This window comes from Serratia sp. P2ACOL2 (assembly GCF_003691565.1).
Classification (GTDB): domain Bacteria; phylum Pseudomonadota; class Gammaproteobacteria; order Enterobacterales; family Enterobacteriaceae; genus Serratia; species Serratia liquefaciens.
The window spans coordinates 4,626,825-4,642,198 of record NZ_CP033162.1; the positions used below are offsets into that span (position 1 = coordinate 4,626,825).

The 15,374-nt window shown below is 56.0% G+C and carries 12 protein-coding genes and 1 pseudogene; 1 reads left to right on the forward strand and 12 read right to left on the reverse strand.

The window, feature by feature from the left end; genetic code table 11:
* Window position 1: 1 nt before the first annotated feature.
* The 4 genes from EBA31_RS22290 to torC all read right to left on the reverse strand — a co-directional run bounded on the left by EBA31_RS22290 (window position 2) and on the right by torC (window position 5,485).
* The gene (locus EBA31_RS22290; RefSeq protein ID WP_122080245.1) at window positions 2–799 is read right to left on the reverse strand and encodes an alpha/beta fold hydrolase; all 798 of its coding nucleotides are present in this window, start codon (window positions 797–799) and stop codon (window positions 2–4) included.
* 417 nt (window positions 800–1,216) lie between these two features.
* Complete coding sequence (gene torD, locus EBA31_RS22295; RefSeq protein WP_122080246.1) at window positions 1,217–1,837, reverse strand: molecular chaperone TorD; 621 nt, start codon at window positions 1,835–1,837, stop codon at window positions 1,217–1,219.
* On the reverse strand, window positions 1,821–4,337 hold the full coding sequence (gene torA, locus EBA31_RS22300; RefSeq protein ID WP_122080247.1) for a trimethylamine-N-oxide reductase TorA: 2,517 nt from the start codon (window positions 4,335–4,337) through the stop codon (window positions 1,821–1,823). The genes torD and torA overlap by 17 nt, the downstream gene beginning before the upstream one ends.
* 14 nt (window positions 4,338–4,351) lie before the next feature.
* A complete protein-coding gene (gene torC, locus EBA31_RS22305; RefSeq protein WP_122080248.1) occupies window positions 4,352–5,485 on the reverse strand; it encodes a pentaheme c-type cytochrome TorC in 1,134 nt (377 codons plus the stop codon).
* A 179-nt stretch (window positions 5,486–5,664) separates the two neighbouring features.
* Here torC and EBA31_RS22310 point away from each other — a divergent pair, with 179 nt between their 5' ends.
* Window positions 5,665–7,161: a PLP-dependent aminotransferase family protein gene (locus EBA31_RS22310; RefSeq protein WP_122080249.1), complete on the forward strand. Its 1,497-nt coding sequence runs from the start codon at window positions 5,665–5,667 to the stop codon at window positions 7,159–7,161.
* A 19-nt stretch (window positions 7,162–7,180) separates the two neighbouring features.
* Here EBA31_RS22310 and EBA31_RS22315 read toward each other — a convergent pair whose 3' ends face one another.
* The 8 genes and pseudogenes from EBA31_RS22315 to EBA31_RS22350 form a co-directional block, all read right to left on the reverse strand.
* Window positions 7,181–8,584: a GH1 family beta-glucosidase gene (locus EBA31_RS22315; RefSeq protein ID WP_020828660.1), complete on the reverse strand. Its 1,404-nt coding sequence runs from the start codon at window positions 8,582–8,584 to the stop codon at window positions 7,181–7,183.
* A complete protein-coding gene (locus EBA31_RS22320) occupies window positions 8,581–8,910 on the reverse strand; it encodes a PTS lactose/cellobiose transporter subunit IIA (protein WP_020828661.1) in 330 nt (109 codons plus the stop codon). The genes EBA31_RS22315 and EBA31_RS22320 overlap by 4 nt, the downstream gene beginning before the upstream one ends.
* Window positions 8,907–10,226: a PTS sugar transporter subunit IIC gene (locus EBA31_RS22325; RefSeq protein ID WP_122080250.1), complete on the reverse strand. Its 1,320-nt coding sequence runs from the start codon at window positions 10,224–10,226 to the stop codon at window positions 8,907–8,909. Before EBA31_RS22325 ends, EBA31_RS22320 begins: the two co-directional genes overlap by 4 nt.
* 85 nt (window positions 10,227–10,311) lie before the next feature.
* Window positions 10,312–10,623 (reverse strand): PTS sugar transporter subunit IIB, encoded by a 312-nt coding sequence (locus EBA31_RS22330; protein WP_020828663.1) that lies wholly within the window; start codon window positions 10,621–10,623, stop codon window positions 10,312–10,314.
* Window positions 10,624–10,768: 145 nt separating this feature from the next.
* Window positions 10,769–11,656, reverse strand: coding sequence for an aldose 1-epimerase (locus EBA31_RS22335; protein WP_122080251.1), 888 nt, complete (start codon window positions 11,654–11,656; stop codon window positions 10,769–10,771).
* Between the two features lie 14 nt (window positions 11,657–11,670).
* Window positions 11,671–12,729 (reverse strand): zinc-binding dehydrogenase, encoded by a 1,059-nt coding sequence (locus tag EBA31_RS22340; protein WP_122080252.1) that lies wholly within the window; start codon window positions 12,727–12,729, stop codon window positions 11,671–11,673.
* Window positions 12,730–12,777: 48 nt separating this feature from the next.
* A pseudogene (locus tag EBA31_RS22345) lies at window positions 12,778–13,757 on the reverse strand (ABC transporter permease).
* A 35-nt stretch (window positions 13,758–13,792) separates the two neighbouring features.
* A complete protein-coding gene (locus EBA31_RS22350) occupies window positions 13,793–15,331 on the reverse strand; it encodes a sugar ABC transporter ATP-binding protein (protein WP_122080253.1) in 1,539 nt (512 codons plus the stop codon).
* Window positions 15,332–15,374: the final 43 nt, after the last annotated feature.

A 15,374-nucleotide genomic window follows, 5' to 3' on the forward strand; every position in this document is an offset into this window, starting at 1 on the left:
CCTAGCCAATAAATGACCGGATTTCCATCACCACTTTGTCCGGCGATTCCAGGGTGGGGAAATGACTCGCCCCCGCAATTTTTACCGGATTGAACCCGCGGTGGCGTTGAGCGAATTCGCGCTGCAACTGGTCATACTCTGCGCTATGCGGTTGTGAATAGAGGTGCATTACCGGACGCTCAGGGGTGAGCTGTTCCAGGCGTTGCAGGGGAGAGCCAAATTGCCCATAGGCCAACTCGATTTCCCGACAAGAACGGATCCACATCTCCTGATCGAATCCGGCCATTTCCTGTTGGACATGGTTGATCACATCCTGGTTATCCGTATGGGCTACCCATTCCGCAAACAGGGCATCTCGCGCCTGTTGCCAGCTTTCCGGCCGCTGGCTCTGCTGTAAATTTTGCAGCAGATCGGTAAAAGCTCCGGTCATCAACCAGTCCACCACGATGGTTTTCGGTACCCGCAACGGGCCCAGTTGCTGGCTTAAAGCGATGTTGGCCCAGCCGCCATGGGATGTAGAGAGCGGAATCAAGCGCTCAACATCCAGCCGGTCAAGAAACAGAACCAGATCGGCCGTGAGATCATCCATACCAAAATCGCCGTCATAACTGCGTGCGGCATTGTGCCCGCGCCAATCAATATTAAGTACGCGATAGTGTTGCGCCAGCAGCGGTATTAGGTGTTTAAAAAGCCGGTGATCCTGGCACCAACCGGAAAGCAACAGCAGGGTGGTGTCCCCGCTGCCGCTGTCCTGGTAGTCGAATGAATTGCTGCCCAGCGTTATCGTTTTCATGCTCATGCTTGTTCCCTCATCATGCAGAAAGTGGGATGCAGGGGTGAATGGCGGTCCGGCCAGATTAGGCCGTTTCCCACAAGAACTGTAGTAGATGCTTATGCTCTGCCAGCCGGCGAGGAAAATTGTGTGGCGGTTCAAGCGGGAAATCGCTCATCTCCCCCCTCCTGTTTGTGATGGTACGGTAAGGCAATAATTTGACTATATGGCGTTTTTATAGGCGGTGAGTAATGAATAGTCACAACACGGGTATGCCGAAATGGAATAGCAAAAGGGGATTTTGAGGAAGAGACGTTCAGCAGGCAGATCGGCAAAAGAGAGGTGAATTCGAGCAACTTGACCTGAAAACAGAGCCGCCAGGGCGGCCCCGTTTCCGCTGTTTTATACCGAATACGGCCGTTTATTCAAAAAAAATTTCCTCGCTTAAACTTGAGTAGCAAGCCGGCAGGCAGTAAGCCATTCGGCATCTTGCTGCACAAACCCGGTCAGTAACCCCATAGCGGCAGCATAGAAACCAAAACGATCGCGCTGGTAGCAACGTTTGGTGCAAAGCGGCAACCAGCTCAGCAGATGCCGATTCAAAAACAGGTCCTGCTGATCCAACTCCGCGTCCTCTTCGATCAACGTGGCAATCAAGGCAAGCTGGATAGCGAGATGGTCGGCTGCCTCGTTATTTTGTGGCGTAAGCCGGAGCTCAACCAACTTTTGCCGTAACGTTTTACGCTCTTCGGGTGAGGTCGTATGCGGATAATGCCCGGAATAAGGCGATACTCCGGTCGGAGGCGGCAGTAAAAACAGGGAGGCGAAATCGGCCGCCAACTCCAACTGGCACGCTTCCCGCTTTTGCATCGCCCGCAGTCGTCGTTGAAAATGCGTCACGAGCAGCGAAAGTTCGGGTATTGATTTGAGGGCGTTCAATAACGCCAGGTTCTCCTTGTTTCGCAGCCTGAGTAGCCCTTCGTCAGACAGTTCCTGAAACAGCAACTGAGAAAACCAGCGGTAAATTATCGCCCGTTGACGGGCCACTTCATCCAGCAACGACATGAGAGGCCTCTTTGGTATCCGGTTTCATTTCCTGTGGCCCACCAAACCCCGTCACCTTCGGCAGCGGGCCCTGATAGCGCTCTACCTGAACCAGTGCTGAATGGGCCGAAGTCCCTTGTGCCAACTGCGAAGTGCCAATATCGGCGCTTAAGACGTTAGGATCGCCATAGGTGCAAAGCGTTCCGGCTTTACCGCCTACCAAAGGGGAATACCATGCCCCCTCGTGGATACGCACAACGCCGCGTGGGTAATCTGGGCTAATGACCACCCCGGCCAGCACCTGCCCGCGCGCATTAAAAACGCGAACTACGTCACCGGCTTTCAAACCACGATCTTTTGCATCCTCTGGACCTATATATAAAGGTTCACGCCCCGCTACGGCATAGGTCGCGCGATAGTTATCGCTGGAGCACAGTTGCGAATGCAGCCGCTTGTCCGGGTGGCAGGATTGCAGATGCAGCGGATATTTCTCTGCACCTTTTCCCCCGTGGCTGCGTTCAAAAGGCTCCATCCACAATGGATGGCCAGGGCAATCCTGATAGTTAAAAGCGGCAATGGTCTTACTGTAGATTTCAATCAGGCCAGACGGCGTTCCCAAAGGGTAGAGATCGGGCTGTTCGCGAAAATCGCCGTGACGCACCCAGGGTTGGCCTGCCGGATATTCGATATAGCCTTCTCCATCCCAGAAGGTGGAAAAACTGGGCATCTTCACCCCCATCGCAGCCCCTTGTTTCACCCCTTCCTCATAGATAGCCTTGATCCACTGCATCTCGTTACGCTTTTCGGTGTAAACCTGATCGCGGCCAAAACGTTTGCAGAGTTCGCTAAACACGTCAAAGTCGTGGCGAGCCTCATACTGCGGCTTCACTATCTGGCGAATGGCCATCAGCCCTTTGTTGGAATGCGTGCCGAACTGTTCGATATCGTTACGCTCAAAACGCGTGGTCACCGGCAGCACAATATCGGCAAAACGGCAGGACGCCGTCCACTGGTGATCCAGTACCACCACCGTTTCCAGCCTCTTCCAGGCCTCGATCATGCGATTGCGATCCTGTTGGGCATGGAACGGATTGGCGGCGCTGAAGAGCGCTAACCTGATGTCCGGGTAAGTCAGCGTCTCGCCATTAAATGCCAGGGTCTTGCCGGGCGAGAGCAAGCAATCGATGAAACGTGCCACAGGGATATGCTCGGAAGCGCCACGGAAATCGGCGGCATGGATCGGTGCAGGTGGGTTGGACAGGCTACCTAATCCGGAAAGTACCGGGCCCAGAGAGGTCACAGTACCGCCACCGTTGTAATGCCAGCCAAAGCCGACGCCGCCGCCAGGCAGGCCGATTTGCCCCACCATGCTGGCCAATACCACCAGCATCCACGGGTATTGTTCCCCATGATGCATACGTTGAACGCACCAGCCCCCCATAAACTGGGTACGCCCTTTGACCAGCAGCCGTGCAAATTCGCGGATCTGCTCGGGAGTGAGCCCACACAGGCCTGCGGCCCACTGCGCATCTTTAGGCTGTTGATCCGTCTCCCCCATCAAATAAGGCAGGAACTGCTCAAAACCCACGCAATAATCTTTGATAAATGAAGCGTCATAGATTTTTTCCTGGTACAGCGTATGCGCCAGACCCAGCATCAGGGCTACGTCCGTCTGCGGGTTCAAGGCCAGTTGTTCGCAGCCGAGATAGTTCTGCGTTTTACTGCACACTGGATCGACGCTGATCACCCGCATTGTGCCTTGCTGCACACGCTCTTTAATCTGCTGCCAATAGCCAAAGGGCTCGTGATCGGGGACCAGGTATTCGATCTGCAGGTTTTTGATCGGATCGCAGCCCCACAGCACGATGGTCTGGGTATTTTCAATCACCAAAGGCAACGAGGTTTGTTGCTCATACACCTCCAATGATCCTATTACGTGGGGCAAGATCACCTGCGCCGCCGCGGCCGAATAGTCACCTATAGTGGTGACATAGCTACCATGAAGGCCAAGCCCGCGATCCATTGCACCACCGGCCTTATGCAACTTGCCCACCATCTGCCAATCTGCCAGCCCGGTAAACACGCCGGATGAGCCATGGTTTTTTTGCACCCGTTCCAACTCCTGATAGACCAGATCCAGTGCCTGATCCCAGCTCACTCGCACAAAGCGGTTATCGCCGCGTTGGCTGCGGTCGGAATGCTCGCGTTTACGCAGCCAGTCCAGCCGAACCATGGGGTAACGTACTCGCGACGGGTTATAGACGATTTCACGCACCGCCTTGAGCATATCGCACGGATATTTATCGTGTTTGAACGGGCGGGTGTCGATCCATTCGCCGTTGACCACCTTGGCCTCAAAAGCCCCGAAATGCGATCCTGACTGGATCCATCGCTCAGGATTTTCGCCTGCTGCCCATACCTTGCCCAGAAGAGGATGGGGGCCCAGCATGCTGGCCGTCCCTGCGGCCAGTACGCCGGCTATAAACCGTCGGCGAGAAGGGTTGAAATCGTGAATATCCATGGTGACTCCTTATTTTATTTTTTTGCGCTGTCAGCGGTATCACTGGCGTGGGTTTGCAAATATTTCAGCAGGGTTCGCTCTTCTTGCGAACTAAGACGGTAATAGGTGGACATGGCCTTTAACCCGGCGATCCAACCGTTGGCGGTATAACGAGTTGCGGGCGGTACGCTGTGGCAGGCGCTGCAAGTGGATTGCAGCATCCGATCGGCGTATTGCCACACGGGTTCAAGGCTGGCATTAAATCCGTCGTTGGAGGTCCAGGCTGCTACGCTGATTTGCTGCCATTCCTGATGTGATGCCGGATCGACCTGGGTTTTCAGGATCTTGATCGTGGGGAGTAATGATGCATCCAGGACAGCGGTGAATACCCGCTTACCTGGGTACTGCGTGATTACACGCCCACGACCGGCGCTCTCACGCCATCCCACAATCTGGATTTGCACTTTGTCACCCTGTTTTTGCAGCACGCTAACCTGCGTGGCGGGCATCAGCACTGCCTTGTCAGCCGGTTTATCGGCCGATGCGCTCAAGGATTTTTCGCCAAGAGAATACAAGGTGGTCGCCGCAGGCAACGCCATACTCTGCTGCTGCAGCGTTTTAAATTGGCTGCGAAACCCCTGGCTCATATCCGGTTTGTGGTGCGCAATGCCCTTGTGACAATCAATGCAGTTGCTGTCTTTCAACGCGGCCGTGGTCATTTGGGCCGCCGCTTCGGAAGATTGCTTATCGTGATCCATGGCGTCGTAACTGTGGCAGGCCTTGCAAGCGGCAGAACGGTTCTCGGTCATGCGCGCCCACTCCCGCTGCGCCAGTTCAGCGCGTTTGCGCTCAAATGCCTCCGGCGTCGCGATAGAAGGGGAGATAAACTCGTGGTACAGATCGTTCAGCGCGGCGATTTTGCGCACCGCCGTCGCCACGATCCCTGGTGGAATATGGCAATCCCTGCACTCGGCCCGCACCCCGGATGCATTTTTAAAATGAATACTTTCCTTATATTCCTGCCCGACGGTACTCATCGAGTGACAGGACAAACAGAACGCCGTCGAACTGGTTTGATGAACGCCCTGCCATCCCGCCCACAGCAGAAGCAACATGACCCCAGCCCCCGCGACCATCAGCCAAAGTGATTTCTTGCGTATCCACGACATTATGAGATTGCCTCGATTCTCGTTATTTAGTGGCTACGCTAAAACAAAAAACAGGCGGCCAAATAGATACGGCCAGCTTCAGCAATAAGGCCAGATAACACACTTTGTTTAGGGTCAATTATTGCCGTACGCGGTTAGCGTAAGGTGCAGGGGCTGAAAGTTTGCGACAAAGGGATTTTATGTGGGAATTAGAGCTCGACAGAGTTTGTGATACGCCCCTGCAACTGCAGATTTTTCAATACTATTATCAAGCCATCACGCGGGGTAGCTACGTTTGCGGTGATATGCTGCCTTCCATCCGTAAGCTGGCCGGCAAGCTGCAGGTCGCGCGCATCACCGTGGTACTGGCCTATGAAAAGTTGGTGATTAGCGGCTACATTAAAAGCCGACCGGGCATTGGTTACCAGGTGGTATTTGACCGTCAGGTAAAACCCGTCCGGCACACTCCCCCCTATTTCAAAGGGCCGGCCCCCACCCGATTGCTGACCGCAGAGGTGCCCGGCGATCTCTACAGCCAGCCGACGCCCGAACTTTATTGCCGCATGAGCATCCCCGACCCCAACGCTTTCCCTTGGGCAAGCTGGCGCAAATGGAACAACTCACCGTCCTGTCTCAAAGAACAACTGGTGACGCGTTATCACTCCCCTCATGGGTTACAGCCACTACGCCAGGAGATCGCACGCTATTTACGCCTCTCGCGCAGCATCGATACCCGGCCAGAAAATATCATCATTACCAACGGCGTTCAGGAAGGGTTGTCGCTCTTGAGTCAGCTCTTCGTACTCAAGCGAACGACGTCGCCGCATATCCCCTGTCATATTGTGACCGAGTCGCCCTGCTATTCCGGCGCCTGGCATCTGTTCAATTGTTATGGAGCGCAGGTCACCACGCTGGCCGTCGACAAACAGGGCATGTGCGTATCGCATCTTCCGGAGCGCTCCACACAATTGTGCTATGTCACGCCTTCGCACCAGTATCCTCTGGGTAGCCAACTTTCTCTCTCGCGGCGCAAAACCTTGCTGCTGTGGGCACAGCGGGTGGGGGCTTACGTCATCGAGGATGATTACGATGCGGTTTTTTCCTGGGGACAGAAACCGCTGCCCCCGCTCAAAGCGATGGACAGCCAGGATCGGGTGATTTATGCCGGCACCTTTTCAAAAACCTTGGGGCCAGGGATACGCCTGGGGTATTTGGTCTGTCCCGATGCCATTTTGCCCTCAGTACAGAATATGAAGGCCCTAAGCAACAGCGGGAGCAATTGGCTATTGCAGCAATTTCTGGCGGAGTTTATGCACAGTCAGGTGTTTTATACCCATCTGAGCAAGTTGACCTGCGAATACGAGATGCGTCAGAACCTATTGCGTAAAGAGCTGAAGCGCCTGTTTCCCGAAGGGCAACTCTGGGGTCACGCCGCCGGGCTGCATCTGACATTAATCACGTCCATGGCCGAAGATTTTATTCAACGACTTCGTCAGCGTTGTCTTCAGGCCGGGGTCCGCTTCGATACCTTACGTGAGCTGGAAAACGGCTCGGAAACCACCTGGCGAGCGGGTTGCCACGCGTCGCCCATTTTCTTTGGCTTTGGCAACCTGAACTCGCAACAACTGAAAAAAGTCCTGCGGGTGGTCGAGCAACAGTTGCTACACCTGAATCAGGAGCACGGATCGCTGTACTGACCCGCGCCCTGTTGGCGAGCTACAACCGTTCGCCGTTGGTGGCGATCACCCGCTGGTACCAGCCAAAGCTCTGCTTCTTCTTACGTGCCAGATTGTTGTCGTGATCGACATACACAAAGCCGTACTGTTTCTGATAGCCGTTGAGCCAGGAGAGCAGATCGATAAATGACCACGGGTAATAACCACGAACATCCGCGCCCTGCTCGATCGCCGCGCCGATCGCCTGGATATGATCGCGTAAATAATCAATACGTGGTTGATCGCGCACCTCACCTTCGACGATCGGATCCTTGGCTCCCAGCCCGTTCTCGGTAATGTAGATTGGGATATTGCCGTAGCGTTTGACGATACGGCCAATGGCATCGGTCAACCCCTGCGGATAGACCTCCCAATCCCAGTCGGTGTAGACGCCGTGCGGATTGCGAACCTGTTTAAACAACCCCTTGAAGCCCAGCTCGCGCCCGCTGCCCTTCTGCCCGCTGGTGTTGATGGTATAACCGTCCACGTCATCGTTGTGCGCGACCATTTCACGCTTGTAGTAATTCAGACCGATAAAATCGACGATATTCTCTTTCAGCAATGCCTCATCGCCCGGCGCGAAATGCGGCACGCCAAAGGCCTGCTGCGCCATCGCCAGCAGCTCTGACGGGTATTCGCCCTTCAGCACCGGATCGTACAGCCAGTGGGTGAAGATCCCTTCGGCTATTTCGCAGGCGCGGCGATCCTGTGGCGAATCGCTGATCGGATCGTTCGGTTGCAGCACGTTGACGAAGCCGATCTGGCCGTTGATCTTCATTTCACGGAAGCTTTTTACCGCACGGGCGTTGGCCAGGAACACATGGTGACACGCCTGAATGCCCTTTTTCGGATCGGTCAGTTTGGGTGGGTGCGCCCCGGTGAAATAGCCCATGCCGATAAACACAATGGTTTCATTGAACGTGGACCAGAGTTCGACCCGGTCGCCAAACCGCGAGTAACACAGACGCGCATATTCATCAAAAGCATCGACGATCTCTCGTGATTCCCAACCACCAAATGCGTCCTGCAACGCCTGCGGCAGATCCCAGTGGTACAGGGTGATCATCGGTTTGATATTGTGCTTGAGCAGTTCGTCGATCAGATCGCTGTAGAATTGGATCCCGGCCTCGTTCACTTCTCCCCGGCCTTGTGGCAGCAGCCGTGGCCAGGAAATCGAGAATCGGTAGGTCTGCATACCCAGCTCGGCCATCAGCGCCACATCTTCACGGAAGCGATGATAGTGATCGACCGCCACGTCGCCGTTAGTCCCCTGATAGGTGGTGCCTGGCAGGTGAGAGAACAGGTCCCAGTTGGACAGGCCTTTGCCGTCGGCATCATAGCCGCCTTCGACCTGATAAGACGCGGTCGCGGCACCCCAGAGAAAGTCTTTCGGAAATACGCTCATTGGTTTTTCACCCCGTTTTGCTCCAGTAATCGGTAAATTCTCACCAGTTCCTCCACCAGATCGCGCGCCAGCATGGCATTCATGATGTGGTCCTGCGCGTGCACCATAATCAGGTTGACCGGCAGCTTGCCCTCCCCCTCGTCAAAACCGATCAGCTCGGTTTGGGTGGCGTGGGCACGCTTGGCCGCCAGTTGCGATTCCGCCAGCAGAATATCCACCTGGTCCCATTGGTACTTACGCGCCGCATACAGCGCCTGCATGGCGCAGCTGCGCGCCTCTCCGGCGTTGATGATCAGCTCCATTACCGCCGTTTCCATGTCCATCATTCGGTGACTCCTTGCGTCTGTTCAATCTGCTCCGCTTCGCTCACTTCCTGATCCAGCAGCTGTTGCTCATAGACTTTGAAGAACGGGTAGTAGATCAACGCCGAAACCGCCGCCAGCAGCAGCACCAACAGCGCGGCGCGAAGATCCCAACCGGTAGCCCAGGCGGCACCAATCGGCGCCGGAGCGGTCCAGGGCACCACCGAGATCACCCGCCCGATCAGATCCAGCTTCACCGCCGCGTAGGCGATGATCGAATTGACGATCGGCGCGGTAATAAACGGAATAAAGAAGGTAGGGTTCATCACGATCGGCGTGCCGAAGATCACCGGTTCGTTGATGTTGAAACAACTCGGCACCAGGCTCAGCTTGCCGATCGAACGCAGGTGCGCCGAACGGCTGCGCAGATAAAGCAGTACCAGCCCAAAGGTGGCGCCGGATCCGCCGATGACGATAAAGAAGGTCCAGAAGGCCTCCATAAAGATGTGCGGCATCGGTTGGTTGGCGGCCAGCGCGTCTTGGTTAATCCCCAGGTTGGTGAGCCAGAAGGCCTGCAGCATGCCGGAAACGATCACCGCGCCGTGGATACCCGCAAACCACAGCAGATGACCGATCAGCACCGCCAGCAAGATCGCCGGCAGCGAATCCGCAGCAGAGATCAAGGGTTGGAACAGCGCCATGATCGCCTGCGGCAACAGCAGGTTGAACTGGTGCTGCACCAGCAGGCTCAGCGGATACAGCGTGATCACCACCGCCAGGATCGGGATCAGCAGATCGAACGACTGCTTGATCTTGGCCGGCACCTGCTCCGGTAATGAGATGCCGATATTGTGCGCCTTGAGGAAGCGGATCAGTTCGGTGGTGTATATCGCCACCAAAATGGCGGTGAAGATCCCCACGCCGCCCAGTGCGGCGGTCGGCAGCATTTTTTCGCTTTGCGGCGCGGCCACCAGCAAGAAAGACATCAATGCCAGCATCGCCGCCATAAAGGGATCGAGCTTATAACTCTGCGCCAGGTTGTAGGCAATGGCGGCGGTGATATAGATGGACATAATGCCCATCGTCATATTAAACGGGGTGAGAATAGCGACCTGATGTTTTTCCGCCGCCCCCAGCCACCATTGGGCAATGCCCCAACTGCTGTCGGCGGAAAAGGGCGGATAGGCAAACACCAGCAAGAATGAGCCGACGATCATAAAGGGCATCGCGGAAATGAAACCGTCGCGGATCGCCATAATATGTCGCTGAGTCGATAATCTCCCGGCAATCGGGCTGATGCGGTTTTCGATAAAATTGAATGCGGCCTGGCTGATACTCATGGTCCAACCCTCGGGAGGTGCTGAGTCAATGGTCACAGGATGGGAAAACCGGCGGAAACGGCCTGATGCCGGCGGCCCGGTGGGATCAGTGTTGTGCGATCATCTGTAAGGCTTCGGCGAGAATTTTATCGCCGCGCATCATGCCGTAATCCATGCTGTTTATTACCGCTATCGGCTTATTTTCCCTGTCGGCAATCTTTTTAAAATCGGCGAACTTATATTTCACCTGCGGCCCAAGCAGGCAACATTGGTAATTCGCCAACGTGGATTCAAATTCCTCCAGGCCGACGGCGATAATATCAACCTCAATCCCCTGCTGTTCGGCAGACTTTTTCATTTTATTCACCACCATGCTGGTCGACATTCCTGCGGCGCAGCATAAGAATATTTTTTTCATCCGTTCTCCTGGAGGCATAGGTACAAATGATTCAGTTGAAGAATGAGTATGGTTTCAAAAACGAGAAAACCGCAACCGGTTTCAGTAACCGGTTGCAGAGTTTGAATGGGTTCTGTGAAGGAGATCCGAATTTTAATTTTCGGGCTTAAAACGCGGAATAACTGAGCAACATCGTCTGGCTAAACCGCTGCCCTTTAGCCAGGCGGCGCAGCCCGCCCAGGTCAGCCATGTTATGCCCGTTGGCCGCGTGGGACATGGGTTCCAGACAGAAAAAGTCGAATTGATAACCCGGATCGAACGCCGGATCCGAGACGAACAGGAAATAAACCGGACAGGCCGGCTGAGTGTTCATTCGTAACCGAGCTCCCTGCTCCGGCCACTGGATCTCCGCCTCGCCGTTCCAGCCGCTAAAGCCGTTGTTCACCCAATGACGCGGCAATGGCCCCGGCTGGTTGAAATCCATTTCTTCGCTCAGCGCCGCCTGCTCGCCCGCCAGCCAGTCTTCGGCCTCCCGCCAATAGGCCGCGGCGGAAGCCTGTACCCGGGTATGCGCGGTTAACGGAAAGTACGGATGCCAACCCAGCCCATAGGGCATCGGCTTTTCACCGGTGTGCTCTACCGCCAGTTCGATGCTGAGTTGGTGCTGATGCAGGGTAAAGTATTGTTCTACCTGATAACGATAAGGGCCATTCTCATGCTGATAGCGCAAGTGAAGGACTTCGTCGCCTTGCTCAACACATTGCCATTCCTGCAGCCAGCCGTCACCATGCAGATAATGCCGATCCCAGTCGGTATTGGCGCTGAGCCGGTAGTCTTGCTGCTCGAAGCTGAAGCGGTTTTGATTGACCCGATTGCCGAAGGGGACCAGAGGAAAACATCCCGATTGCAGCGCTGGCGTAGCGTCACTCACTACCGCAGGCCGCAGCAGAGGGAGCTCTCCCTCCGGTGTGTAAGCGGTAAATTTCAGCACGCTGCCGCCCAACGAGGAAACCACCAGCGAGACGCAGCCGTTATCCAAACTAAACAGTGCCATAGTGCCCCCTGGCGTTAATCGGCGAAGTTAATCACCACCTTGCCACACTGCCCGGAAGCCATCAGCGCATAAGCATCGGCAGCCTGTTCAAGGGCAAAGCGGTGGGTAATCGCGTGATGCGGATGCATTTTCCAGTCGTGCAGGTCGGTACAACATTTTTCCATATGGTGCAGGCTGGTGACCCATGAGCCGATAATTCGTCGTTGGTGATGCATCAGGTCTGCACTGACCTCAAATTCCACCTTGCCGGTTTCACCGATGTAGACAACCCTTCCCCAGTCCGAGGAGGCCTGCAGCGCCAGCAGCCGTCCTTTAGCGTTACCGGAACAGTCGAGGGTGACGTTGGCGCCGCCCGCGGTCAATTCGCGAATGCGCTCTGTCACCCCCTCGCCGGTCAGAAAACCGTGATCCATCAGCCCCAACCGCTTCGCAGTCGCCAGACGTTCCGGTATGACATCTACGCCAATCACCGTTTTCGCCCCCCGCCCCTTCGCCAGCATCATCGCCATCATGCCGACCGGGCCCAACCCTACGACCAGCACGTGATCGCTGCCGGACACCTCGCCGCGCACAATGCCTTCATAGGCCGTGCCGACGCCGCAGGAAATAAAAGCGCCGTCTTCGTAGCTGAGCGAATCCGGCAGATGGATCAGATCCTTTTCCTCCGCCAACAGGTAGTCGGCGTGGCCGCCATCCCGTTGCCAGCCATAGGCAGCCTTGCCAACGCCGGTACAGGAAATCGGATAGCCCCGGCGACAGTTGCTGCAAAAGCCGCAGCCGGAAATGTGGTACACCAGCACGCGGTCACTCTCGCGAAAGTGCCGGCAACCGGCCCCCAACGCGACAATCTGCCCACAAGGTTCGTGGCCGTTAATAAATCCCCGGTACAAGGGCTGATCCGGTGCGGCAGCCGTGCCACGGTGCTGATGATAAATATAATGAATATCGCTGCCGCAAATACCGGACGACTTCATTTTAATTAATACCTGGCCAATACCCGGTTGCGGAATATCCACCTCGCGCAGCTCTGCCGTGGAATTTCCGGGTAAATAAGCCGCCAACATTTTTCCCATAATATTTTCCTTCCAGATTTAATGCGTTATTTTTAGTGGCATATGAGGCTATTGCTTATTGTTCTTCTGCATCACGATAATATTGGCCAGCACCGCCAGTACGATAATCACCCCTCTGACCACCTGTTGGAAAAAGGAGTTAATTCCCAGCAAGACCAGGCCGTTGCCAATCAGGGTGATCACCAGCACGCCGAGCAGAGTGCCGAGCATCGAACCGCGCCCGCCGGACAAGGCTGTCCCCCGACCACCACGGCGGCAATCACGTCAAACTCCAGGCCACTGGCCGCACCGGCATTACCGGAGCCCAGGCGCGCCGCCAGCAGAATACCGGTGACGGCCGCCAACAGGCTGGCCAGGGTAAACAGCAGGATACGAATGCGTTTGACGTTAATGCCGCACAGCTGGGCGGCGCTGGCGTTGCCGCCAATGGCGTACACCGAGCGGCCAAAGGCGGTTTTCTTGCTGATAAACTGAAAAACCACGAACAGGATCAGCATAATCACCGCCGAAACCGGCAGGCCCAACACCTGTCCGCCCAGCCAGTCCAGCACCGTATTTTCGTCGATCGGCACCGGCAAGGCGTTGGTCATAAACAACCCCATACCGCGTAAAGCGCTCCAAAGTCCCAGCGTGGCGACAAAGCTGGGCACGTTGAACCAGCCACGTAATACTCCGGCAACCGAGCCTAATGCCGCCCCCAGGCACAAAGCCAGGATCAACGCTAATGGCAGCGGGATGGCGTATTGCATCAAATAAGCCAGGATCACCGAAATGAAGGCCACCATCGGGCCAACGCTGACGTCTATTTCCCCGGAAATAATAATCAGCGTCATGGCCCAGGCGGCAATGCCGATGGTGGCGGCATCGCGTAAGATATTCATTTGGTTATTCAGCGAAATAAACCCGGTGGCATAAATAGAAAATACCAGGTAAAGCACGACAATAATTGCCAGCAGGCCCAGTTCATTGGCGTGCTTCGATAATTTTCGGGTTCGGGTTATTTTTACTTCCGGTACCAATGTGGACATTGTATTACCTCCGGTGCCTTCGAATGTGGGCAGAATTATTGGATCATCAGCACTTCAGACATCAGCTGTTCAACATCCACGGGCGAGATAAACTCCTTCACTATCGTGCCTTGCTGCAACAACAAGATCCGGTCGCAGACCTGGGGTAATTCCTCCACTTCGCTCGATACGAAAATGATACTTTTACCCTCTGCCGCCAGCTCACGCGCAATACGGTAAATTTGATTTTTCGCTTCGACATCCACGCCGCGCGTCGGCTCATCCAGCAACAGGATCCGGCTTCTGGCGTAAACCCAACGGCCGATCACCACCTTCTGCTGGTTACCGCCGGAAAGCGTCATGATCGGCGTGCCGGTTTCTGCGGTTTTCACCCGCATCCGGCTGACGATCGCCGAGGTTGCCTGTTTGATCTTCTGCCAATTCAGCACGCCAAAGCGGCTGACGGAGCGGCTGTCTGTCATCACGGTATTTTCATCCACGCCCAGCAACGGCATGATGCCCTCCGCCTTTCGGTTTTCCGGCGTGTACGCCATACCGCGCTGGAGCATCTGGGCGTAATTCGGGCAGATCAGCGTTTCACCGTCGAGGATCAGCTCGCCTTCGACGAACGGCGTCAGGCCAACGATGGCTTTCAGCAATTCACTGCGGCCTGCGCCCAACAACCCGGCAATACCCAGTACTTCGCCCCGCCGCAGCTCGAAACTGACCTGATGCAATTTGGGCGGCAGCGATAATTGTTTAACTTCAAAAACCTTGTCCCCGCCCTTCGGGGCCGTGACGGTTTGCGTATGGTGGTCCTGATGGCCCAGCATCAGGTCGACAATTTGCTGAGTTGAGGTGTTGTCCAGCGCCACGTCACCCGCCACGCGGCCGTCGCGCATAATGGTGCAGGAGGACGCCAGCCGGCGGATCTCATTCATTCGGTGGCTGACATACACCACTGCAATCCCGGCGGCGGAAAGGCGCATCACTGCCGCCGCGACCAGATCGGCCTCGGCGTTGGCCAGCGAACTGGTTGGCTCGTCGAGGATCACCACTTTGGGATCCCCCTGGCAGGCCCGGGCGATCTCCACCAGCTGCTGCTGCGCCGGGCTGAGATCGCGAACCCATTGTTGAGGATCGATGTCCACCCCGAGCAGCGCCAACGCGTGCCGGGCGTGCGCCAGCATGCCTGGCGCGTCAATCACGCCGGCGCGCTGCGGCCAGGCCCCCAAACACAGGTTTTCCGCCACGCTCATGTCCTGTACCAGGCTTAGCTCCTGATAGACGGCACGCACGCCAAGCTCACCGGCCCGGCGCGTCAACAGCGCATCTGGCCCCTCCAGCAGTCGATCGCCGATAAACACTTGCCCGGCGTCCGGCCGCTCACTGCCGGTCAACATGCGGATCAAGGTGGACTTACCCGCGCCGTTTTTCCCCAGCAGAGCGCGCACCTCGCCACGCCGCAGCGTGAAATTCACATCTTGCAGCGCCACCACCCCCGGGTAACGCTTATGCCCCGATTGAATGCGGACCACGACCGGTTGCTGCGCCAATTCGTTTAAGGCTCTGTCACTCATGCAAGCCACCGACATTAAGAGCCTATCCCAGTAGGCGTCATTGTTGCAGGCAGTTTGG